This window comes from uncultured Jatrophihabitans sp., assembly GCF_964246335.1.
GTDB lineage: Bacteria > Actinomycetota > Actinomycetes > Mycobacteriales > Jatrophihabitantaceae > Jatrophihabitans.
Genome location: NZ_CAXTQF010000001.1, coordinates 50783 through 72856, shown reverse-complemented (window position 1 = coordinate 72856; position 22074 = coordinate 50783). Strand labels below are relative to the sequence as shown.

24 protein-coding genes are annotated in these 22074 nt (G+C 70.0%); 10 read left to right on the top strand and 14 right to left on the bottom strand.

Going from position 1 to position 22074, the window contains the following annotated elements:
• Positions 1-15 precede the first annotated feature (15 nt).
• Together scpA and ACFFCN_RS00365 are read right to left on the bottom strand one after the other, a co-directional pair.
• Positions 16-2172 carry a methylmalonyl-CoA mutase gene (gene scpA / locus ACFFCN_RS00370; RefSeq protein WP_375488593.1) on the bottom strand — a complete coding sequence of 719 codons (2157 nt, stop codon included), beginning with the start codon at positions 2170-2172 and terminating at the stop codon, positions 16-18.
• Positions 2169-3974: a methylmalonyl-CoA mutase family protein gene (locus ACFFCN_RS00365; protein WP_375488591.1), complete on the bottom strand. Its 1806-nt coding sequence runs from the start codon at positions 3972-3974 to the stop codon at positions 2169-2171. The genes scpA and ACFFCN_RS00365 overlap by 4 nt, the downstream gene beginning before the upstream one ends.
• A 129-nt stretch (positions 3975-4103) precedes the next feature.
• Between ACFFCN_RS00365 and ACFFCN_RS00360 the strand changes: the two genes are divergently transcribed.
• From ACFFCN_RS00360 to ACFFCN_RS00345, 4 genes are all read left to right on the top strand, one after another.
• Positions 4104-4439 carry a TraR/DksA family transcriptional regulator gene (locus ACFFCN_RS00360; protein WP_375488589.1) on the top strand — a complete coding sequence of 112 codons (336 nt, stop codon included), beginning with the start codon at positions 4104-4106 and terminating at the stop codon, positions 4437-4439.
• A 120-nt stretch (positions 4440-4559) separates the two neighbouring features.
• The gene (locus tag ACFFCN_RS00355) at positions 4560-5348 is read left to right on the top strand and encodes a purine-nucleoside phosphorylase (protein ID WP_375488587.1); all 789 of its coding nucleotides are present in this window, start codon (positions 4560-4562) and stop codon (positions 5346-5348) included.
• A complete protein-coding gene (locus ACFFCN_RS00350) occupies positions 5345-6160 on the top strand; it encodes an NAD-dependent epimerase/dehydratase family protein (RefSeq protein ID WP_375488585.1) in 816 nt (271 codons plus the stop codon). The genes ACFFCN_RS00355 and ACFFCN_RS00350 overlap by 4 nt, the downstream gene beginning before the upstream one ends.
• Positions 6157-7755, top strand: a complete 1599-nt coding sequence (locus tag ACFFCN_RS00345; RefSeq protein WP_375488583.1) for a phospho-sugar mutase — start codon at positions 6157-6159, stop codon at positions 7753-7755. Before ACFFCN_RS00350 ends, ACFFCN_RS00345 begins: the two co-directional genes overlap by 4 nt.
• Positions 7756-7758: 3 nt before the next feature.
• On the opposite strand, the gene ACFFCN_RS00340 is transcribed toward ACFFCN_RS00345, so the two are convergent.
• From ACFFCN_RS00340 to ACFFCN_RS00330, 3 genes are all read right to left on the bottom strand, one after another.
• Positions 7759-8868 carry a L,D-transpeptidase gene (locus ACFFCN_RS00340; protein ID WP_375488581.1) on the bottom strand — a complete coding sequence of 370 codons (1110 nt, stop codon included), beginning with the start codon at positions 8866-8868 and terminating at the stop codon, positions 7759-7761.
• Complete coding sequence (locus tag ACFFCN_RS00335) at positions 8865-9398, bottom strand: SigE family RNA polymerase sigma factor (RefSeq protein WP_375488579.1); 534 nt, start codon at positions 9396-9398, stop codon at positions 8865-8867. The genes ACFFCN_RS00340 and ACFFCN_RS00335 overlap by 4 nt, the downstream gene beginning before the upstream one ends.
• A 76-nt stretch (positions 9399-9474) precedes the next feature.
• A complete protein-coding gene (locus tag ACFFCN_RS00330; RefSeq protein ID WP_375488577.1) occupies positions 9475-10362 on the bottom strand; it encodes a Rieske 2Fe-2S domain-containing protein in 888 nt (295 codons plus the stop codon).
• Positions 10363-10452: 90 nt separating this feature from the next.
• Between ACFFCN_RS00330 and ACFFCN_RS00325 the strand changes: the two genes are divergently transcribed.
• On the top strand, positions 10453-10938 hold the full coding sequence (locus tag ACFFCN_RS00325) for a DUF427 domain-containing protein (RefSeq protein WP_375488575.1): 486 nt from the start codon (positions 10453-10455) through the stop codon (positions 10936-10938).
• Between the two features lie 168 nt (positions 10939-11106).
• On the opposite strand, the gene upp is transcribed toward ACFFCN_RS00325, so the two are convergent.
• The 3 genes from upp to ACFFCN_RS00310 are packed head-to-tail and all read right to left on the bottom strand — an operon-like array spanning position 11107 to position 13962.
• Positions 11107-11730 (bottom strand): uracil phosphoribosyltransferase, encoded by a 624-nt coding sequence (gene upp / locus ACFFCN_RS00320; protein ID WP_375488763.1) that lies wholly within the window; start codon positions 11728-11730, stop codon positions 11107-11109.
• Positions 11731-11750: 20 nt separating this feature from the next.
• Positions 11751-12350, bottom strand: coding sequence for a DinB family protein (locus tag ACFFCN_RS00315; RefSeq protein ID WP_375488573.1), 600 nt, complete (start codon positions 12348-12350; stop codon positions 11751-11753).
• A 43-nt stretch (positions 12351-12393) separates the two neighbouring features.
• Positions 12394-13962, bottom strand: coding sequence for a CehA/McbA family metallohydrolase (locus tag ACFFCN_RS00310; RefSeq protein ID WP_375488571.1), 1569 nt, complete (start codon positions 13960-13962; stop codon positions 12394-12396).
• Positions 13963-14025: 63 nt separating this feature from the next.
• Here ACFFCN_RS00310 and deoC point away from each other — a divergent pair, with 63 nt between their 5' ends.
• From deoC to ACFFCN_RS00295, 3 genes are read left to right on the top strand one after another with little or no spacing between them, the layout of a single operon-like run.
• A complete protein-coding gene (deoC, locus tag ACFFCN_RS00305) occupies positions 14026-15015 on the top strand; it encodes a deoxyribose-phosphate aldolase (protein WP_375488569.1) in 990 nt (329 codons plus the stop codon).
• A complete protein-coding gene (locus ACFFCN_RS00300) occupies positions 15015-16451 on the top strand; it encodes an aldehyde dehydrogenase family protein (protein ID WP_375488567.1) in 1437 nt (478 codons plus the stop codon). The genes deoC and ACFFCN_RS00300 overlap by 1 nt, the downstream gene beginning before the upstream one ends.
• A complete protein-coding gene (locus ACFFCN_RS00295; RefSeq protein WP_375488565.1) occupies positions 16441-17328 on the top strand; it encodes an aldehyde dehydrogenase family protein in 888 nt (295 codons plus the stop codon). The genes ACFFCN_RS00300 and ACFFCN_RS00295 overlap by 11 nt, the downstream gene beginning before the upstream one ends.
• A 7-nt stretch (positions 17329-17335) precedes the next feature.
• Here ACFFCN_RS00295 and ACFFCN_RS00290 read toward each other — a convergent pair whose 3' ends face one another.
• The 3 genes from ACFFCN_RS00290 to ACFFCN_RS00280 form a co-directional block, all read right to left on the bottom strand.
• On the bottom strand, positions 17336-17671 hold the full coding sequence (locus tag ACFFCN_RS00290) for a hypothetical protein (RefSeq protein WP_375488563.1): 336 nt from the start codon (positions 17669-17671) through the stop codon (positions 17336-17338).
• A gap of 150 nt (positions 17672-17821) precedes the next feature.
• Complete coding sequence (locus ACFFCN_RS00285) at positions 17822-18271, bottom strand: helix-turn-helix domain-containing protein (protein ID WP_375488561.1); 450 nt, start codon at positions 18269-18271, stop codon at positions 17822-17824.
• Between the two features lie 384 nt (positions 18272-18655).
• Positions 18656-18778: a hypothetical protein gene (locus tag ACFFCN_RS00280; RefSeq protein ID WP_375488559.1), complete on the bottom strand. Its 123-nt coding sequence runs from the start codon at positions 18776-18778 to the stop codon at positions 18656-18658.
• 188 nt (positions 18779-18966) lie between these two features.
• Between ACFFCN_RS00280 and ACFFCN_RS00275 the strand changes: the two genes are divergently transcribed.
• Entirely contained in the window at positions 18967-19506 is a 540-nt protein-coding gene (locus tag ACFFCN_RS00275) for a hypothetical protein (protein WP_375488557.1), read from the top strand.
• 181 nt (positions 19507-19687) lie between these two features.
• On the opposite strand, the gene ACFFCN_RS00270 is transcribed toward ACFFCN_RS00275, so the two are convergent.
• Positions 19688-19924: a hypothetical protein gene (locus ACFFCN_RS00270; protein ID WP_375488555.1), complete on the bottom strand. Its 237-nt coding sequence runs from the start codon at positions 19922-19924 to the stop codon at positions 19688-19690.
• 59 nt (positions 19925-19983) lie between these two features.
• Between ACFFCN_RS00270 and ACFFCN_RS00265 the strand changes: the two genes are divergently transcribed.
• Entirely contained in the window at positions 19984-20991 is a 1008-nt protein-coding gene (locus tag ACFFCN_RS00265; protein ID WP_375488553.1) for an IS1595 family transposase, read from the top strand.
• Positions 20992-21208: 217 nt separating this feature from the next.
• On the opposite strand, the gene ACFFCN_RS00260 is transcribed toward ACFFCN_RS00265, so the two are convergent.
• Both ACFFCN_RS00260 and ACFFCN_RS00255 read right to left on the bottom strand, forming a co-directional pair.
• Positions 21209-21892: a restriction endonuclease subunit S gene (locus ACFFCN_RS00260; RefSeq protein WP_375488552.1), complete on the bottom strand. Its 684-nt coding sequence runs from the start codon at positions 21890-21892 to the stop codon at positions 21209-21211.
• Positions 21889-22068, bottom strand: a complete 180-nt coding sequence (locus ACFFCN_RS00255) for a hypothetical protein (RefSeq protein WP_375488550.1) — start codon at positions 22066-22068, stop codon at positions 21889-21891. Before ACFFCN_RS00255 ends, ACFFCN_RS00260 begins: the two co-directional genes overlap by 4 nt.
• Positions 22069-22074: the final 6 nt, after the last annotated feature.

Sequence of the window (22074 nt, the reverse complement as noted above, 5' to 3'; positions counted from 1 at the left end):
AAGCGAACAGGCGGGTCAGGAGGGTGACGACGAGAGCTGCTCGGTGAGCTTGTCGAGCAGCTCGAGCGCGGCCTGCGCGATCACCGTGCCGGGCGGGAAGATCGCCGCGGCACCCGCCTCGCGCAGCGCGTCGAAGTCCTGCGGCGGGATAACCCCGCCGACGACGATCATGATGTCGTCGCGGCCCTGCTCGGCGAGCTCGTCGCGCAGCTGCGGCACGAGCGTCAGGTGTCCCGCGGCCAGTGAGTTGACGCCGACGATGTGCACGTCGGACTCCACCGCCTGCCGCGCGACCTCGCCCGGCGTCTGGAACAGCGGCCCGACGTCCACGTCGAAGCCGAGATCGGCGAACGCGGTGGCCAGCACCTTCTGGCCGCGGTCGTGCCCGTCCTGGCCCATCTTGGCCATCAGGATGCGCGGCCGTCGGCCCTGCGCCTCGGCGAACGCATCGGTGGCCGCGCGAGCGCGGTCGATGACAGCCACGTCGGAACCCGCCTCCTCGCGATACACCCCGGAGATCGTCCGGATGGTCGCCGAGTGCCGACCATAGACCTTCTCCAACGCGTCGGAGATCTCGCCGACCGTCGCCTTGGCACGCGCCGCGTCGATCGCCAGCTCGAGCACGTTGCCCGACTTGTCGTCGGCGGCCCTGGTCAGCGCGTGCAGGGCGGAGTCGACAGCGTCCGCGTCGCGTTCGTCGCGCAGCCGGTCCAGCTTGTCCTTCTGCTCGCGCCGGACTCCGACGTTGTCGACCTTCAGCACGTCGAGCAGGTCCTCCTCGGCGAGGCGGTACTTGTTGACGCCGATGACCGGTTGCCGGCCGGAGTCGATGCGTGCCTGCGTACGTGCCGCGGCCTCCTCGATGCGCAGCTTGGGCAGCCCGTTGTCGATCGCCTTCGCCATGCCGCCGGCCTGCTCGACCTCGGTGATGTGTGCCCAGGCGCGGCGCGCCAGGTCGTAGGTCAGCTTCTCGACGTAGTACGAGCCGCCCCACGGATCGATGACACGTGTGGTGCCCGATTCCTGTTGCAGCATCAGCTGGGTGTTACGCGCGATGCGTGCGGAGAACTCCGACGGCAGCGCCAGCGCCTCGTCGAGCGCGTTGGTGTGCAGCGACTGCGTGTGGCCCTGGGTGGCGGCCATGGCTTCGATGCAGGTGCGGATCGCGTTGTTGAACACGTCCTGTGCGGTCAGCGACCATCCGGACGTCTGCGAATGCGTACGCAGCGAGAGCGACTTGTCGCTCTTCGGGTCGAACTGTGCGACCAGCTTCGCCCACAGCAGCCGGGCTGCGCGAAGCTTCGCCACCTCCATGAAGAAGTTCATGCCGATGGCCCAGAAGAACGACAACCGCGGCGCGAACGCGTCCACGTCGAGGCCGGCGGCAATACCGGCGCGGAGGTACTCGACGCCGTCGGCGAGGGTGTACGCGAGCTCGAGATCAGCCGTCGCCCCGGCCTCCTGGATGTGGTACCCGGAGATCGAGATCGAGTTGAACCGCGGCATGTGCTGCGAGGTGAACTCGAAGATGTCGCTGATGATCCGCATGCTCGGCTGCGGCGGGTAGATGTAGGTGTTGCGGACCATGAACTCCTTGAGGATGTCGTTCTGGATGGTCCCGGTCAGCTGTTCGGGCTTGACGCCCTGTTCCTCGGCGGCGACGACGTAGAGCGCGAGCACCGGCAGCACGGCACCGTTCATCGTCATCGACACCGACATGCGGTCGAGCGGGATGCCGTCGAACAGCTGCCGCATGTCGTAGATCGAATCGATCGCGACACCCGCCATGCCGACGTCACCGACGACGCGCGGGTTGTCGCTGTCGTAGCCGCGGTGCGTGGGCAGGTCGAACGCGATCGACAGGCCCTTCTGTCCCATCGCGAGGTTGCGCCGGTAGAACGCGTTCGACTGGGCGGCGGTGGAGAACCCTGCGTACTGCCGGATCGTCCACGGCTGGTTGACGTACATCGTCGGGTACGGCCCGCGCAGGTAGGGCTTGATGCCGGGGTAGGTGCCGAGGAAGTCGACGTCGTCCAGGTCTGCCGCGGTATAGAGCGCGGCGACGTCGATTCCCTCGGGTGTTTCCCACGGGGCAGCGGGCTCGGCACCCGGCGCGCGAGTGCCTGCTGCGTCGCCGCGCAGCGTGGCCACGCCGAAGTCGGGGATGCTCATCGGCCGATCCCCAGGGCCTCGAACGTCCGGCCCAGCGCGTCGAAGACGTCGCACCCGACCGACAGGTAACCGTCCACCCCGGCTGCCTCGTGCTTGCCGGCGAGCCAGATCAACGTGGCACCGGCGTCGCGCAGTGCCTGCGCGGTGGCGTCGGCCTGGTCGGCGTAGAGCTTGTCCGGACCGCAGATGCAGGCGACGGACGTGCCCGCGGCGGCAAAGTCCTCGACGCTGCCGGTGACGGTCTCGACGCCGCCGGCAGCGAACAGGTTGGTGGCGAACCCGGAGCGCGCGCTGTACTGCGCCTGCGTGCCGAGCGCGGCCAGGAACACCGTCGGGCGTTGCGGCGCGGCGTCCGCACGATCCCGGAAAACCTCGTAGTGATGGGCCCAGCGAAGGCTCGGCAGCAGGCCGGACACGGGCTGCGCGAGCGCAGGCCGGTCGACCGGCTGCTCCGCAACGAAGGCGTACTCGCTGACACCCGTGATCGGTGCGCGGCGGTGGGCGATGTCGTCGTGGCGCTGCGAACGGATCGGCGCGAGGAACGTGTCCACGGTGCCGTCGTCGAGCCGGGCGAGCACGCCGCCGTTCTTCTCGACGTCGGTGAACACCGTCCACGCGGCGTCGGCGAGTTCGTCGGTCAGCGACTCGACGAACCACGACCCGCCCGCGGCGTCGAGCACCCGCGCCAGCGACGACTCGTCGTGCAGCACCGCGTGCGTGTTGCGCGCGATGCGCCGCGCGAAGTCGTCGGACTGGCCGATGGCGGAGTCGAACGGTGCGACGGTGATCGCGTCCGCTCCGCCGACCGCAGCGCTGAAGCACGCGACCGTGGTGCGCAGCATGTTCACCCACGGGTCGCGGCGCGTCATCATCGCCGCGGACGTCACCGCGTGCTGCCGCTGGCCGCAACGGTCGGCAGCGGCACCGGACAGCTCCGCGACGCGGTCCCAGACCCGTCGCGCGGCGCGCAGCTTGGCAATCGACGGGAACTGCTCGGCAGTGACCGCCCAGCGGAAGTCGATCGCGGCGAGCGCGTCGTCGACGGACAGTCCCGCATCGACCAGCGCCCGCAGGTACGCCACGCCGACGGACGTCGCGAGGCCGAGCTCCTGGGCGTCGGACGCGCCGGCGTCGTGGAACACGGTGCCGTCGGCCGTGGCGATGCGCAGCCCGGGTGCGTCGCCGCGCACGGTGACGAGGTCGGCGAGTGAGCCGACATCTGCCGCAGCACCGGTGCGCGCCCGCAGGCCGATCGGGTCGGCCCCGAACGAGCCGGACAGCTCACCGGCGGGCACGTCACGGCCGGCAGCCAGCGCCATGTACGCACGTGCGGCTGCCGCGGTGTCGACGCCGGCGTCGAGCACGACGGGCGCGAGGTCGAGGTACACGCCGTCTAGCGCGCGACCCAGCTCGTCGACCGGCAGGCCCGCCCCGCCGAGCACCAACCACGTCGAGGTCGCGCCGCGTTCGAGATCGTCGAGGACCGCGCGGTTCACCTGGGTCGCGTCGCGTCCGGCGTGCAGCGTGCACACGTCCCAGCCGGCCACCGTCGCGCCCTGCGCCGTCGCGCCGCGCACGAACGGCGGCGCGCCGGGAACACCGTCGGCCTCGGGCGCGTCGTCGGCGGTGTAGAGCGGATCGATCTCGATGCCGTCGTACGTCCGGTAGGCGAGCGCGGCCTCGGGATCGTCGGTCTCGACGCCGGATTTGGCCAGCACGCCGGCCACGAGTTCGCGCCATTGCGCGCGCGTCGGGGCCGGGAAATCGGCCGCGAGCGCCAGGCGATCGGGCTCGGCAGGCATTCTCAGGATGCTAGGTGCACCGCGCACGAAACGTCGCGGACGGTGGCCGATATCTCGTAAGCACTGCAGAACCAGCTGTGTTTTCCCGGAATCGGACAACGTGGCTGCTCTTCCGTTCGTCCTCCCTTCATGCAGGCCAGCCCTCGCACCCGAACCGCCCTTTCCGCCGCCGACGTGCGCGACCTGCGCACGATGCTCGAGGAACAGCGCGAGTTCCGGATAGAGCAGCTGATGCACCTGCACGGGCTGGGCAGCGAATCGCCGCTGGCGAGCCCGGATCCGGAGGTGTTCCGCTCGCTGGACGACGGCGCGCGCAGCGCCCTGCGCGACGTGCAGGCGGCGTTGTGGCGGATGGACGAGGGCAGTTACGGCCGGTGCACCTCGTGCGGCGGTGACGTCGAGGTGGCGCGGCTGGAGATCCTGCCGCAGACCGCGACCTGCCTGCCCTGCGCCCGCGCGATGTGACCGGCGGGCCGCCGCCCGTTTGCACCCGCAGCCGTCGCTATCGACCCCGTCCGAGGTGGCGTTAGCGACGGTTGCGGAGGCAAACCGACCCGGTGCAGGGCGGCGGGTAACGTCTCGCCGGTGACCGACGCTGCCGACACAGCACGCGCCGCGCAGGAACTCGCGGAGCGCACCGGCGTCGAGCGGCACGATGTCGCGATCGTCCTCGGCTCCGGCTGGGTGCCGGCGATCGACGTGCTGGGCGCCGCCGACGCCGAGCTCGCCTTCACCGAGCTGCCCGGCTTCCTGCCGCCCGCCGTCGAGGGCCACGCCGGGCGCATCCGCTCGGTGCAGGTCGACGGCGTGCGGGTGCTCGGCTTCCTCGGGCGCACGCACCTCTACGAGCAGCGCGGCGCCGATGCGGTGGTGCACGGCGTGCGCGTTGCCGCCGCGGCAGGCTGCCGCACGATCGTGCTCACCAACGCCTGCGGCGGTCTGCGCGAGGGCCTGGCCGTCGGCGACCCGGTGTTGATCAGCGACCACCTCAACCTCACCTGGCGTTCGCCGCTCGTCGGCCCGCGCTTCGTCGACCTCACCGACTGCTACTCGGCGCGGCTCCGGGCGCTCGTGCGCGACGTCGACCCGTCGATCGCCGAAGGCGTGTACGCGATGTTCCCCGGGCCGCAGTACGAGACCCCGGCCGAGGTGCGGATGGCCGGCATCCTCGGCGCGGACCTGGTCGGCATGTCCACCGTGCTCGAGGCCGTCGCCGCTCGTGCCGAAGGCTGCGAGGTGCTCGGCATCTCGCTGGTGACGAACCTCGCCGCGGGCCTCGGCGACCCGCTCGACCACGAGGACGTGCTCGCCGTCGGCCGCGCCTCGGCCACCCGGATGGGCGAGCTGCTGCGCAAGGTCATCCCGCGCATATGACCGCTGCATCGCCCGGGACGGTGCTGCTCACCGGCGCCGCCGGTTCGATCGGCAGCGCGCTGCGCGAAGGGCTGCCGAGCCTCGGCTGGGCGGTGCTGCCGTTGGACCGCGAGCCGGTGCCGGGCGGCATGGTCGCGGAACTCGCCGACACCGCGGCACTGGACCGGGCGCTGACCGGTGAGCCGCGACCGACCGCGGTCGTGCACCTGGCCGGGGTGCCCTCGGAGGCGCCGTGGCCGGTCATCCGCGACGCGAACGTCGACGGCCTGGTGCAGGTGTTCGAAGCCGCGCGCCGCGCCGGGGTGCGCCGCGTGGTCTACGCGTCGTCGAATCACGTCAGCGGCTTCACGCCCGTGCCGTCGCCCGACGCGGTGCCGCTGCCTGCGGACCTCGCGCCGCGCCCGGACACGCTCTACGGCGTCAGCAAGGCGTTCGGCGAGGCGCTAGGCCGCTACTACGCCGACCGGTACGGCATGCAGGTCGCCTGTCTGCGGATCGGCAACTTCACCGAGCGGCCCGACGACCGCCGCACGCTCGCGATGTGGCTGTCCCCCGGCGACGCCGTGCGGCTCGTCGACGCGTGTCTGCGCGCGTCGGCGCTGACCTTCGCCATCGTGTGGGGCATCTCGGCCAACACCCGCCGCACCTGCGACCTTGCCGCCGGACGGGCGCTGGGTTACGAGCCGCGCGACGACTCCGAGGCCTACGCCCATTCGCTGGACGAGCCGCAACCCGACCCGTCGGACGGGCTGCTGGGCGGCGGGTTCACCTCGCCCGGGTTCGGCATCGACGAGGTGGCGGCGCGCTCGTGACCGAACCCGACCTCGACGCGGTGCGCGCCTGGATCACCGATGACGTCGACCCGGCCGATGCACGTGAGCTGCAGGCACTCGTCGACGCGGGCGCGCACGACGAGCTGACGCAGCGCTTCGCCGGCCCGCTCACCTTCGGCACCGCCGGACTGCGCGGGCCGCTGCGCGCCGGCCCGAACGGCATGAACCGCACCGTCGTGCGCCGGGCCGCCGCCGGACTGGCTGCGCACCTGCACGCCGCCGGACATCCGGCCGGTGCGCCGGTCGTCGTCGGGTACGACGCGCGGTACGGCTCGCGCGATTTCGCCCACGACTCGGCAGCCGTGTTCGCCGCGGCCGGGTTCGCCGCCGCGGTGCTGCCCGCGCCGCTGCCCACCCCGGTGCTGGCGTTCGCGACGCGCCGCCTGCACGCGGTGGCTGGCGTGATGGTCACGGCGTCGCACAACCCGCCGCAGGACAACGGCTACAAGGTCTACGCGGCGGACGGTGCTCAGATCGTGCCGCCCGACGACGTGCAGATCGAGGCGGCGATCCGCGACGTCGCCTCGGCACGGGCTGTACCGCTAGACCGCGACGCCGTGCAGGTGCTCGGCACCGACATCGTCGACGCGTACGTCCACGCCGTGCTCGCCGCCGTCGACGACGACAACGGACCGCGCGAGCTGCGTATCGTGCACACCGCGATGCACGGCGTCGGCAGCGAGACCGCGCTCGCGGTGCTGCGCCGCGCAGGCTTCGCCGACGTCACCGCCGTGCCGCAGCAGGAACGTCCGGACCCGCAGTTCCCGACCGTCGCGTTCCCCAACCCGGAGGAGCCCGGCGCGCTGGACCTGGCGCTCGACCTCGCCCGCGCGCGGCAGGCCGACATCGTGATCGCCAACGACCCGGACGCCGACCGCTGCGCCGTTGCGGTGCCGGACGCGACGGGCGCCTGGCGCACGCTGCGTGGCGACGAGGTCGGCGTGCTGCTCGCCGACGAGCTGATGCGCCGCGGCGTGCCCGGTACCTACGCCACGACGATCGTCTCGTCGTCCATGCTCGCGGCGCTGGCAGCCGCACGGGGTGTGCCCTACGCCGAGACGCTGACCGGCTTCAAGTGGATCGCGCGGGCAGCCCCCGACCTCGCGTACGGCTACGAGGAGGCGCTCGGGTACGCCGTCGCGCCGCAGCTCGTGGCGGACAAGGACGGCATCAGCGCGGCGCTGCTGGTGGCGCAGCTCGCGGCACGCGAACGTGCCGCCGGCTCGTCACTGCTGCAGCGGCTCGACGCGTTGGCTACGGAGTTCGGCCGCTACGCCACCGACCAGGTGTCGGTGCGGGTGGACGACCTCGGGGTCATTGCCGAGACCATGCATCGACTGCACGCCGAACCCCCGGCATCGCTGCTCGGCGAGCCGGTGCAGGCGGAGGATCTGCTGCCCGGCGCCGACGTCCTGCGCTGGCGGTGGCCCGGTGGCCGGGTGGTGGTGCGCCCGTCGGGTACCGAGCCGAAGCTCAAGGCGTACCTCGAGGTGGTCGAGGCATCCGGCTCGGCCGAGCGGGCGAACGCCGCGCTGGCACGGCTGCGTACCGAGGTAGCCGCGCTGGTGGGCTGAGGCTCAGTGCGTCGGCACGACGCCGCCGCGCAGCCACGTCGACCACGAGACGTTCCAGTCGCCGAGTCCGGCCCCCGCCGTCATGGTCGGCCCGTTGCTGTTGGGGAACCGGACGACGTCACCCACCTCGGACTGCGCGTAGAACGCCGCCGCGTCCGACGGGAGCATATTCGTGCAGCCGTTGGACGAGTCGACCCCGCGGTCGATGTTCGAGACGTTCCACGGCGCGGAGTGCAGGTACTCGCCGCCGTAGGTGAGCCGCTGGGTGTCCTTGATGCCGCATTCGTCGTAACCGGGGCCGTGCATGCAGATGCTGGCGCCCTTGGACATCACCACCTTCGTGCCGCGCGCGGTGGGAGTCTTCTTCGCGCCCAGTGAGACCGGGAACTTGTCGATCACCTTGTCGTCGCGGCGCACGGTCATGACATGCGTCCGATCGTCGACGGTGGAGATCATTGCAGCGCCGGTGAAGAACGACAGCTGCGCGTCGTCCGCGAAGTGGTAACCGTCGCCGGCCGACACCCCGTGCGCCGCAAGCGACACGTAGACGCGCGCATGCGCGCGCCAGTAGGTGCGCGTGCGCAGGTGCGCCTCGAGCGGGTAACCCTTCTGCCGAGTCGACGGTTCGAAGTACCAGTCCGCGTCGACCGCGTGGCCGTCCACGGTCACGTTCGTCGCCCGCTGGAAAGCTCTGGCGTCGGTGATCCGGTGCGAGATCAGCACGACGACCGGCATGCCCACTCCATAGGTGGCGCCCGAGTCGGTGGTCACCCGCATCCGCACCGGCTTCGTCACCGCGACGGGCGCGGCGGGCACCGCGGGCGTCGCAGAGCGCACCGAAGAGGCCGACGAGTGCGCAGTCGAGCCGGCCGCCACCGGCCGCTTCGCCGGTCCCGCACGGGTCAGGCCGAGGACCAGCCCGACGATCGCCACGACCACCGCCGCGGCGGCCGCCGGCGCGAGCCACGCCCGACGCGGGCGGGCCGCCCGCTGCGACTCGGTAGGCGCACCCGCGAAGCGCGGCAGCGGCGGCGCGACGTCGGCGCGCACCCGTGCGCGGGCCTGCGCGTCGAGCGCCTCGGCAAGCACCCGCTCGACGTCGTCGCCGCTCACGACTCGCCCCCGAGCACCTTGTGCAGCGCGGCCAGCCCACGGCTCGCGGCCGACTTGACCGAGCCGGCGGTGATCCCCAGCGCCTCGGCGATCTCGCGCTCGGACAGTCCGGACCAGTACCGCAGCACGAGCACCTCGCGCTGGTGCCGCGGCAGGGAGTTGACCGCGCGCAGGGCGGCGCGGTGCTCGTCGCGCAGCAGGACGTCGTGGTCGGCCGGCGCCGTCGCCTCCGGCTCGGCGACCTTGAGGTGTTTGCGCACGGTGTGCCGGCGACGCAGCACGGAGCGGGCCTGGTTGACCACCGAGGTGCGCAGATAGCCGAGCGCCGCGTCCGGGTCACGCAGGTCGGCCGAGCGCCGGTGCAGCGCGACGAATGCGTCCTGCACGACGTCCTCGGCGCTCGCGATGTCGTCGACGAGCAGCACCGCCAGCCGGACGAGGTAGTGCCAGTGCGCGGTGTAGAGCGCGTGGATGTCGATCGCCTGCGCGCGCAACCGCTCCCGCTCGTCCGGTTTCACCGGCGCCAACACTGCCACACGACAAGGACGCCCGAGGTGCCGTCGAGGTTGTGTGTGCCGCGCCACGCCCGGCGGCGCGGGCTACCGCTCAGGCGCCGGCGGAGCGCGCCGGCAGCGTGCGCGGCGCGCGGCGGCGCACCTGCACCCGGCCGTTGTCGATGCGGGACTCGAGCCGGGTCTGCGGCCGGGTGGCCGGCCCGGAGCGCACCTCGCCGTCGTCCAGGGAGAACACGCTGGCGTGCCAGGGGCAGACGACGCAGCCGTCCTTGATCTCCCCTTCGTCGAGCGGGGCGCCGCGGTGCGTGCAGCGATCGGTCAGCGCCACGACGTCGTCGCCGCGGCGGGTCACCAGGATCGGCACGCCGTCGACGTTCTGCCGGCCGAGCGTGCCCTCCGTCGGCAGGTCGTCGACGGCGCACAAGTGCGTCCATTCCTCGGGCAGCGTCTCGAACACCGTGGTGTCCACGCCGACCCCCTGCGCATAGGACATATGGCCACCGAGCCAGCCCGCCGCCGACACCACCGCCGTCCCGGCTGCACTCAGCCCGATGCCGAGACCACGGCGCCCGCGGCCACGCGCCAGCCAGCTCAGGCCGTACAGCGAGATCGCGCCGTAGTTCAGCAGCGCGTGCACGAGCCCCACGCGGCGCTCCGCGCCGTCGACCGTCAGCCAGTCCGACGCCCCGGTCGCCGCAGCCGGGACGGCCGTCACGACCCCCAGCCCGATCAGCCGGCGCGCGGCGTCGTCCTCGCCCGCGAGATCCATGGCGATCGCGGAGCTCCACGCGCCGATCGGCAGCGCGACCAGCGCCGGATGCGCGGGATGCCCGATCGGCGTTCCGCTGAGCACGTCCTCGACCGGTCCGCTCGGGATCAGCTTGCCGATCGAAGAGTTCAGCGTGGCGGCCAGACCGTCCAGGCCCTGCGCGTTCTCGATGCGGTCGACGATGCTCTCGGCAAGGCGGGACGTGCGCATCACGGGCTCCCTGAGGTCGATTACGCGGTTGGCAACCGCCTACCCGAATTCGCGCTTCGTCCACCACCGCCGGTCGCCTACCGTCGACTCATGCGGACGCACAGGCGCGAGGAGCCGGGACCGGGCCAGGAGTCGGTGTGGGACTACCCGCGGCCCCCGGCGCTGGTGTCCTCGACCCGACGCGTGGTCGTCGCCGCGCCGCGCGGTCCGGTTGCGGACACGACGGCCGCCTACCGCGTGCTCGAGACCAGTCATCCGCCGACGTGGTACCTGCCGCCGTCCGACGTCGTGGCCGGGGCGCTGACGCCGTCGAGCGCGGCGTCGACGTGGTGCGAATGGAAGGGCGCGGCGACCTACTGGGACGTGTTCGGAGTGCCCGCGGCCGCGTGGTCCTACGAGCAGCCGACCTCGGGCTTCGAGCCGATCGCCGGGTACCTGGCGTTCTCCCCCGCTGCACTGCGCTGCGTCGTCGACGGCGAGGCCGTGCGCCCGCAGCCCGGCGGCTTCTACGCCGGCTGGATCACCGACGACGTCGTCGGCCCGTTCAAGGGCGGCCCCGGCACCTGGGGCTGGTGACCCGCTCGTCCTCGCACGTCCCTCGCTCGTCCCTCCCGGTTCATCAACTCCCTCCCGCTGATCAACAGTCGGAATTGGCTGCCCAGACGACCAAACGCTCCTGTTGATCAGCGGAAGGGGTGGTTCGGACCCGCTACCGCGGTCCGCTCCGCTTCCGGTTCGGACCCGCTACCGCGGTCCGAACTGACGGTCGCCCGCGTCGCCCAGGCCGGGAACGATGTAGGCGTTCTCGTTCAGCCGTTCGTCGACGCTGGCGGTGAACAGCTTGATCGGCAGGCCGGAATCCTCGAGCGCCGTCAGACCCTCGGGCGCGGTCAGCGCGCAGACCACGGTCAGGTCCTGCGCGCCGCGCTCGACGAGCAGCCGCAGGCAGTGCAGCAGCGAGCCGCCGGTGGCGAGCATCGGGTCGAGCACGATGACCGGCCGGTCGGCGAGCGAGTCGGGCAGCGACGCCATGTACGCGTGCGGCTCGTGCGTGCGCTCGTCGCGCGCCAGGCCGACGAAGCCCATCTGCGACTCCGGCAGCAGGTTGAATGCCGCCTCGGCCATCCCCAGCCCGGCGCGCAGCACCGGGACGAGCAGCGGCGGGTTGGCGATGCCCGTGCCGACGGTCGGGGCGACCGGTGTCGTGATCGGCACCTCGGCGCGGGCGAGGTCGCGCGTCGCCTCGTAGACGAGCAGCGTCGCCAGCTCGCGCAGGGCGTAGCGGAACTCGGAATTGGCGCTGCGTTCGTCGCGCATGACGGTCAACCGCGACTGGACGATCGGGTGGTCGACGACGTTCACCTGCAGGCTGGCCACGGGACCGAACCCTACTGACCCACCCGGCCGTCGATGCGCTCGCGCAGCAGGTCGGCGTGACCGCAGTGCCGGGCGTACTCCTCGATCATGTGCACGAGGATGTCGCGCAGCTGCACCGCGTCGTCGCCCGTCTGGGCGCCATGCGTCGCGAGATCATCCTGGCCATCCACGTACTGCTGGGCGAAGGCGATCTCGGCGTGCCAGCTCTCCATCGCCTCCCGCACGCACTCCGGTTCGGCGGTGACGCCGTTGAACTCCCAGTCCCGGTCCTCCGGGATCCGGAACGGACGGGTGCCGTCCTCACCGGCCATGACGTTGCGGAACCAGTGCCACTCGACGCCGGCCATGTGCCGCACCAGGCCGAGCAGGGACATCGTCGACGGCGGCACCGCGCGCCGGGTCAGCTGCTCCGGGTCGAGTTCGGCGCACTTGAGTCCCAACGTCAGCCGGTATCGCCGCAGGTAGTCGAGCAGCGTGCTGCGCTCGTCGACGCACTCGACGACGTCCATCTCGCGCGGGTCCTCGGCGGCGTCGGCCCACATGTCGCGGTGCACGGTGGCCTGCGTCCACCGCTCAGGAGTGGCGTCGTTGGCGATGTCGAAATCACGCATGGCACCCATCGTGGCGGACGGCGCGGGACGCGCGCCAGCGGTTTCAGCGGCTCGGGCGGGCGCCCAGCCAGATCGGGTTGCTCAGCGCCGCCATCGGGCCGAGCTGCACATCGGTGCCCTCCGCGGTGCCGCTGCCCGCCGTGCCGTCCGGCCGCGGGTGCCGGACCTCGACCCGCACGTAGGCGGCCAGCGAGGGCGTCGTCGTCCACTCGACGCTGCCGTTACCCGTCGCCGGCAGCGAGCTCTGGACGGTTTGACCCTCGTCGGTGATGAACCGGACGACGCCGTTCGGCACGCCGCCGACGTCTGCCCGCACGCGCACCGGTTGTTCGGGCGCAGCGCGCAGCCGGTCGCCGATCTGCGCGGTGCGGCTGCCGACGGACGCCGTGAAGGCCAGCGAGACCGCGGCGGATTCGGCAATCCAGTTGCGCCCGGCACGGATGCCCGCCACCAGTGCGTCGTGCGCGAGCCGGTCGGCGTGCACGACGTTGTGCGGCAGGCCGATCACCTGCGGCTCGCTGTGCGCGTCGCTGTTGCCCATCGCGGGCAGCCATCGCCCGTGTTCGCGCGCCGCCGCGACCAGCATCGAGTCCCACGTGTCGACGGCCGACTCGTCGTCGACCGTCCACGGGCCGTTCCACACCTCGACGGCGTCCGCGCCGTCGTAACCGAACTTCCAGCGGCAGGCGACGTACGGGCAGTAAGGGTGCGCGGGCACGGCGATGCCACCCATGTCGTGGATCTGCCGGACGAAGTCGTCGTAGACGCCGTCGCGGGCGCGGTAGCGCCAGTCGATCCACTGTCCGGGCGGCAGACCGAGCGCGAGGTAGTGGCCGTTGCGGGTCGTCACCTCTTCACCGGTGACGATGAGCAGGTCGTCGGCGGCGTACTGGCCCCACACCGCGTGCGACGCGGACGTGTTGTGGTCGGTCGTGACCATGAAGTCGAGCTTCGCCGCCCGCGCGCCGGCCGCGACCTGGTCCGGCGTGCGCTTGCCGTCGGAGTAGACGGTGTGCAGATGGCAGTCGCCGCGATACCACTCGGCGCCGCGCCCGGCAATCTGCTGCGGCGGGTAGTCGGCCAGGAACGCCGGGCCGCGCGGCCCGTACGTCAACGTCACCCGGACGCTGTAGTCGAGGCCCTGCTCGGCGACCTGGTACGGGCCGAGAACGACGTGCCAGGTGCCGCCCTCGACCGGCCCGGGCAGGTAGCCGGGCGTGGCGGAGGAGTTGCTGATCGCGAACTCCGTGCGGAAGCCGCCGGACCACCCGCGGAAGCCGGTCCGCCGCCCCCCGTCGTGGTCGGCGAGCTCGATGCCGCGCTGGTCGAAGATGCCGATGTCGCACGAGTTGGACAGCGCGCCGGGCGGCACGCTCGGCTTGCTGTAGCTGTAGGACACGGCGATCTGCGTGACGCCGCGCGGCACCCGCACCGGCAGGTACACGAAGTCGGCCGCGCCGGGCTCCAGATGACCGGTGATCGTCTTCGTCGCAGTGCCGGACTTCGGCTGCGCCTCGGCGAAGGACATCGGGGCGAGGGTGATCGCAGCGGCACCGACGGCACCCGAAGCGAGCACGGCGCGGCGCGAGACGGACAAATCGGCAACAGTCATGTCCGCGAGACTGCGCTCTGCGGGTGAACGACAGTCGAACTCCGGCACTCCTACGATGGGCGGGTGACGGTCATCGACAGCCCGCGGGGCGCTTCCGGTGCGCTCGACGATGTCACGCGTGACGACGCGACACTGCGCCGCTTCCTGCACGGGCTGCCCGGCGTGGACCAGGTCGGCGCGGAGGCTCGCACGGCCTCGCTCGCGACACGCAGCATCAAGACGACAGCCAAGGCCTACGCCATCGACACCGCGATCTCGATGGTCGACCTCACCACGCTGGAAGGCGCCGACACCCCCGGCAAGGTGCGCTCGCTGTGCGCGAAGGCGCTGCGCCCCGATCCGTCGGATGCCTCCGTGCCGGCCGTCGCGGCGGTCTGCGTCTATCCGGACCTGGTCGAGACCGCGGTGCACGCGCTGCGCGGCTCGACGGTGCAGGTCGCGTCCGTCGCCACCGCGTTCCCGTCCGGGCGGGCGGCGCTCGCGACGAAGCTGCAGGACGTGCGCGACGCCGTCGGTGCCGGAGCGACCGAGATCGACATGGTGATTGACCGCGGCGCGTTCCTGGCCGGGCGTTACCTGCAGGTCTTCGAGGAGATCGTCGAGACCAAGGCCGTGATGGACGCGGGCGCAACGGACGCCGGGCACGCCGTGCATCTGAAGGTCATCCTGGAGACCGGCGAGCTCGCCACGCTGGACAACGCGCGCCGCGCGTCATGGTTGGCGCTACTCGCCGGCGGCGACTTCATCAAGACGTCGACGGGCAAGGTGTCACCCGCGGCCGCGCCGCCCGTGGCGCTGGTGATGCTCGAAGCGGTGCGCGACTTCGCCGCGGCGACGGACGAACGGCGCGGCGTCAAGCTCGCCGGTGGCATCCGGACGTCGAAGGATGCGGTGCGCTACCTGGTGCTCGTCAACGAGGTGGCCGGTCCGGAGTGGCTGACGCCGCAGCTGTTCCGTTTCGGCGCGTCGTCACTGCTCAACGACCTGCTGCAGCAACGGCACAAGCTGGCCACCGGCAACTACGACGGCCCCGACTACGTGACGGTGGACTGATGACCAGCGGCCCGTTCGAGTACGCACCCGCGCCCGAGTCGCGCGACATCGCGCGGCTCAAACCCAGTTACCAGATCTTCGTCGACGGCCAGTTCCGCGACGGCTCGGGCGACGCGGTCAAGACGATCAACCCGGCCGACGAGGAGCCGCTCGCCGAGGTCAGCGAGGCGGGCGTGTCCGACGTCGAGGACGCGGTGCGCGCTGCGCGGCGCGCGTTCAACGGCCCGTGGTCGGCGATGGGCGGCGCCGAACGCGGCAAGTACCTCTTCCGCATCGCGCGCGCGATCGCCGAGCGCGGCCGCGAGCTTGCGGTGCTCGAGTCGCTCGACAACGGCAAGCCGATCCGCGAGTCGCGTGACGTCGACATCCCCACCGCGGCGGCGCATTTCTTCTATTACGCCGGCTGGGCGGACAAGCTCGGGCATGCGGGGTACGGCCCGGCGCCGCGCCCGCTCGGTGTCGCCGGCCAGGTCATCCCCTGGAACTTCCCGCTGCTGATGGCGGCATGGAAGCTCGCGCCGGCGCTTGCCGCGGGCAACACCGCGGTGCTCAAGCCGGCCGAGACGACGCCGCTCACCGCCCTGGTCCTTGCCGAGATCATCGCCGAGGCGGACCTGCCGCCCGGCGTCGTCAACGTCCTTGCCGGCGGCCCGGCGATCGGCCAGGCGATCGTCGATGCCGACGTCGACAAGGTCGCCTTCACCGGCTCGACGGAGGTCGGCAAGCTCATCGCGCGGTCGGTGGCCGGCACGTCCAAGAAGCTGACGCTCGAACTCGGCGGCAAGGCGGCCAACATCGTCTTCGACGACGCGCCACTTGATCAGGCCGTCGAGGGGATCGTCAACGGCATCTTCTTCAACCAGGGACAGGTGTGCTGCGCCGGCTCGCGGTTGCTCGTGCAGGAGTCGATCGCCGACGAGCTGATCGCCGCGCTGCAGCGGCGACTCGGCACGCTGCGCGTCGGGCATCCGCTGGACAAGAACACCGATGTCGGCGCGATCAACTCCGCTGCGCAACTCGCCCGCATCCGGTCGCTGGTCGACTCCGGTGAGGCTGAGGGCGCGACGCGCTGGTCGCCGCCGTGCGAGCTGCCCGATCGCGGTTTCTGGTTCGCGCCGACGGTGTTCACCGACGTGTCGCAGGCATCGCGCATCGCACAGGAGGAGATCTTCGGGCCGGTGCTGTCCGTGCTGACCTTCCGCACGCCGGACGAGGCGATCGCCAAGGCGAACAACACGCCGTACGGACTGTCGGCGGGCGTCTGGACCGAGAAGGGTTCGCGGATCCTGTCGATGTCGTCGCGGCTGCGCGCCGGCGTGGTGTGGGCGAACACCTTCAACCGCTTCGATCCGACGTCGCCGTTCGGCGGATACCAGGAGTCGGGCTTCGGTCGCGAGGGCGGTCGGCACGGATTGGCGGCCTACCTTGACGTCTGATCCCGACGCGCTGTCCCGGCTGCCCGTGCGCAAGACGTACAAGCTGTTCATCGGCGGCGCGTTCCCGCGCTCGGAGTCCGGGCGCGTCTACCCCGTGCACGCGGCGTCCGGCGAGCTGATCGCACACGCCGCGCAGGCGTCGCGCAAGGACCTGCGTGACGCCGTGCTGGCGGCACGTGGTGTGTTCGGCAAGTGGTCCGGCGCGACGGCGTACAACCGCGGCCAGGTGCTGTACCGCATCGCGGAGATGCTCGAAGGCCGGCGCGCGCAGTTCGCCGAAGAGGTCGCCGCGGCCGAAGGCGTCACGCACGATGCCGCTGTGGTCGAGGTGGACCGGGCGATCGACCGCTGGGTGCATTACGCGGGCTGGGCGGACAAGTACGCGCAGATCGTCGGCTCGACCAACCCCGTCGCGGGGCCGTACTTCAACTTCTCCCTGCCCGAACCGACCGGTGTCGTGGGTGTGCTCGCCCCCCAGGACACGTCACTGCTGGGGCTGGTCTCGGTGCTCGCGCCGGTGCTGACCACGGGCAACACCGCGGTCGTCGTCGCGTCGGGTGCGCGGCCGTTGCCGGCTTCGTCGTTCGCCGAGGTGCTGGCGACGTCGGACCTGCCCGGCGGCACCGTCAACCTGCTCACCGGCGCGCCGGCCGAGCTCGCGCCCTGGCTGGCCGGACACCGCGACGTCAACGCGCTGGACCTCACCGGCTGTGCGGACGACCTCGCGCTACGCACTGAGTTGCAGGTCGCCGCCGCGGACAACGTCAAGCGCATCTTCGTGCCGCGCCACGGCGAGAACTGGCGCGACGATCCGGGGCTGACGCGGCTCAACGCGTTCGTCGAGACCAAGACCGTCTGGCATCCCATCGGCGTCTGATCTCTGGTCAACTCCCGGCCAAGCTGAACGCCGCGACGAACAGCATGATCAGACCCCACACGACGCTCCAGCCCATCAGCGCCGTCCACGCCAACGTGAGCCCGAAACCTCGCCGCCGCCACACGGCCGACGCCTCGGTTGATTGCGCGGCACGTGCCCGTGACCGGGCGTAGTGGCCGACAACGATGCCGGCGAGCGCGAACGCGGTTCCGAGGAAAAGGAGTGGGCGCAGGGACTCGCTGTGCCATACGCACCCGAGCAGGCAGACCAGCGCTGCCGTCCCCAGGACGCCCGGTGCTGCGATGAATCGGCTCGGCAGTCGCGTAACGCTTGTGCTGGACATCGGTTCCAACCTCTCGATTTCGCTGCCCGCTGTGCACGCAGCTCGACTCCTCGCTCCTATCGACCCTCGCCGAACGGCCTCGACGACTCGAGAGCACAACTACTCAACAGCGCGCGCCCGCACCGCTCGGTGGGGCAGGCGCGGCCGGTCTCAGGTCGCGTCGTCCCAGACGGACATCGTGAACTCCGAGCCGCGATCGCCGACGATCAGCCGGCGCGGTTGGCGCGGCTGCCAGTAGGTGTATTCCGGCACCGTTGGGTCGCGCCGGCTCCAGGCGATGCGCCACCAACCCCACCAACCTTCGCCGACGTCGAGCTCCCTCGTCTCGATGAAGGGCAGATGCGCCGGCAGGTGTCGGCCGGCGCGGTCGCGTGGGTGCTCGCGGTCGTCGACACGTAGCCGCCGGCCGAACTGATTCTCCACGACGAGCTCGTAACCGACCGAGCGCAACAGCGTGTCAAGCGTGTTGACGCGCGGGGACGTCCCGCCCGCTTCGATACGCTCGATCGTCTGGCGCGGGACGCCGGACACGTCGGCGAGCTGCCGCTGGCTGAGCCGGCGCCACCGACGCGCCGCCCGTAGCGCCGAGCCCGCATCCACGCTCGCCATCCTCCAGGTAGGCGGCTCGGTCTCGTCGAGTGACGCCGCTCCCTGTGGACGGCGGGGCGTCATGCGGGATGACGGACCCAAGCTGCTGGCATGATCTTTGGCATGACAGGTGTCCTCGCTTTGGCCTCCACGACCGGCGGTACTGCTCAGCAGCTCCTGGCGGCAAGCAAAGGCCCCGGGTCACCGTTCCTGTACGTGCTTCTCGGCGTCGCCATCATCTTCATGATCGTGTACGTGATACGCCGGAACCGGAAGTAGCTCTTACCGCTTCCGCACGAGCGTGACGATGATGATCACGACGACGATCGCCATGAAGATGACCACCGGCACCACCACAGCCGGATTCCACGTGCCGCCCACTGCTAAGAGCATGACCTAACGGCCCCGGATTTTCCGGATGATCGTCACCGCGACGATCACCACACCAACGGCGATGAAGATGCCGACCGGCACCGCGACGGCTGGATTCCAGGTGCCTCCGGTGACCGCTAGATCCACGCCTCCGATGGTACGAGCCGGTTCCGGCCGGTCATGCGGGGATGTACGGACCCAGATGTCCGCGCCGCCAGCCGTCGCTGCGCTCGCAGATGCCGTTCTCTGGGTTACGCGGCTGTAATTCCGTGCCGGCCCGTTGTGGAACTAGTAGTCTCTTCCCAGAGATGCGATTCTGGGAGCGAGGTGGCGAAATGACGGGTAAGGCAGAGGCGCTGCAAGAGCTGCTGCAATCTGCGCGCACCGAGCGAATCAACGCTCTGGCGGAGCTTGAAGTTCTTGAGATCAAGATCCGCGAGGTCCGTGAGCGTGCCGCCGCTCTGACGATCGACGAAGAGACGCTTCGCGACCTACACCGTCGTTGGTTTCCCGGCCCGGATGACGATGACCACCATGTCGAGAACGGCAATCCCGTTGTCGCTGTCGGCGGCGATGACTGGGCCGCCATGACCCGCTCTGCTGCCGTAGAGCGCGCAATCATGATGATGAACGCCAGCCGGCCGACGGTCAGCCCCGGCGACATCGAAGATTTCCTCGCGAAAGCGGGCCGCTCCGATACTCGCGACGAGATCGGCGGCGTCACCGCTTATCTGAACCGGACCGGCAAGATCCATAGCCAGGGTCGGGGTAAATGGGTCTACGGACCTGACCCCGAGCGCGTCCGGCACCTGATCTCTCTCGGTGAAGAAGCCATCGAGAGTCTGCCGCGAGCCTCTTGGGAGGCCACTACCTAGGAGACAAGATCAAATGTTGTTGAAGCTGCCCCGCTACCGTGCCAGGCCCTACCAAAGTCTCACTCGGTAGCGGGGCGTAACACCCGGGCCAGTGTCCGAAGCGGCTGCAACCGCTGCGGACACGTCTAGGCGCTGGGTGCGCTTAGCTTGATTTTAGCGCACCCAGCGTCGCCTACCTGTCTCATTCGGCGGCGATCTGGTACACGCGTGCTCGCGAGACGCCGAGCGCGGCGGCCACGTCCACGGCGCTCATCTGCTCGCGTGCGGCACGGACGGCGTCGGCACGAAGCACCCCCATCTTTTCCAGGGCGTAAGCCAACGCGGTGATCTCGTCGTTGGCTGCGCGGGCGCGCGTCACTGGGTCGGCCTGCTTCGCCAACCGCTTCTCGACTGCGGCCACGTAACGATCGGATTCCATACTCACAATTGTCAAGGTACCCCTTGACGCACGTCAAGGGAGGGCTATACATTATGGAGGTGAGCAAGCACGAGTTCAGCATCCCGAAGCTGGCAGCACTCGTCCCCGACGAAGCCGCCGCCTACAAGTTCCTGGAAGAACTGCGCTGGACCGACGGCACCCCGGACGCGTGCCCGCACTGCGACGCGGCCGGGAAGTTCTACTACCTCAAGCCCGCAGACGGCATCGCTCGCGCGACCCGCACCGGCAACCCGACTCAGCGGCGCATCTGGAAGTGCGCGTCCTGCCGCCGCAAGTTCTCCGTCCTGACCGGGACGCCGATGCACGGAACGAAGATCAGCATCCGCACGTGGGTGCTCGTGATCTTCGAAGTTGTCGCGTCGAAGAACTCGATCAGCGCTTGGGAGATCAGCCGCAAGTACGAGATCCACAACGAATCCGCGTGGTTCCTGCTGCACCGCATCCGCGAGGCCATGAAGATGGACCCGGTCGCAGGTCTGCTCGGCGGCGCCGTCCAGGTCGATGAGACGTGGATCGGTGGGGAACCGAAGAACCGGCACGCCAACGACCCCCGCGAAGCAGCGCGCAAGGCGCGTCCCGGCCGCGACGGTTACGCCGCGTCAGACAAGCAGCCCGTCGCCGCTCTCGTCCACTACGAGACCCGCTCCGTGCACGCGGTCGCGGTGCCGAACGTGACCGGCGCGTCCCTGCTGCCCGCTATCGAGCACGTCATGGACCTCAAGCGCACCGTCCTGCACACCGACGGGCACTCCGGTTACAAGAACATCGCCGGCCAGTTCCGCGCTCACGAGTACGTCGACCACAAGGCCGGCGAGTACACGCGCGGCAACGTCTCCACGAACCTCGTTGAGGGCTTCTTCTCCCAGCTGAAGCGGTCCATCAACGGCACGCACCACTTCGTTAGCACCGAGCACCTGGACCGCTACCTCGTGCAGTTTGCGTTCATGTACACCTACTGCCGCGCCGACGACTCGCAGCGGATGCGGGCACTGGTCGGCAACATGACCGGCCGTCGCCTGCCCTACAAGCCCCTCACGAGCCACTGAGCGCGGGTAACCTCGCCGTATGGCAACTCCGGACGTGCCCGCCGACGCGGACCCCGTGGAGGTGTTGCGCGGTTTGCTGCGCATGACTCCAGAGGACGCGGCTCAGGCCCGGGTCAACGCGCGAGAGGCCACACAAGCTAGACGCGGACAGCACGTCTCGTCACCGGTTCGTCGCGCGCACGAAGCCCGCGCAGACGGCGAGCAGTAGTAACCAGCTCTAAGTGGTGGGGGCGACGATAGCAACCACGGCCGCTTCGGCGGCACTCGCGGCGGCCGAAGCGCGCCGAGCGTTGTCGTGCGCAGACTGCAATTGGCTGGCGATATCCGTCTGAACGGCGGGCGCAGGAATGGGCACCCAGAATTGTTTGATCTCGTTCGGGTAGATTTCCAACTGGCCTGACGATCCAGATTGCCATTTGTAGGTCTGTTGCCGACCGATAGCCGAGTTAAGGAACACGGCCAGAAAAAGCGGGTTCATCTCGTCTGGGTCGTTAACCCGGAGAACCGTTACGTGGTTATCGACCACTGATTTCTCATCGTGTAAGACACAATTTGCCCGACCGATCGTGCCAACGCCAGTTGAGTTCAATAAGATATCAAATTTTCGCGTCCGCGAGCCGGGTTTTCGCTCCCAGAAATCCATAGTTGTGCGAGCTGCGCCATCAATGTTGATGAGGTGTTCGCTGACGTGTTGGCTGTTGATGACTAATACGTCGCCATCAGGCACGTACTCGGGCTGCGATCCGCGTCTTACGTATGAGACCAGCGATCCAAGCTGTTTGGCGCGATTTCGCTTTGCCCTTATGTTGGCTTCGATAGCTTTGTACTTGGGTTGGAAATGATCCGCATCGGAGCGCATAGCATCGACTACGTCCGACACTGTCTGCGTCCAGAATGTCATTGCCAAAAACCTAACTGCTCACGTTTCGCGAACTCCACAAAACCGTCTGCGATCGAGTTCAGATCGTCATCTATTATTTTGTTGCCTTCAGAATCTCGGACAAAGGCACCATCTGATTCGCGCCGATACAAATACCGACCCGATGAGTCCTTGACTGGAAGCTCGTTGACCGCCATGAAGAT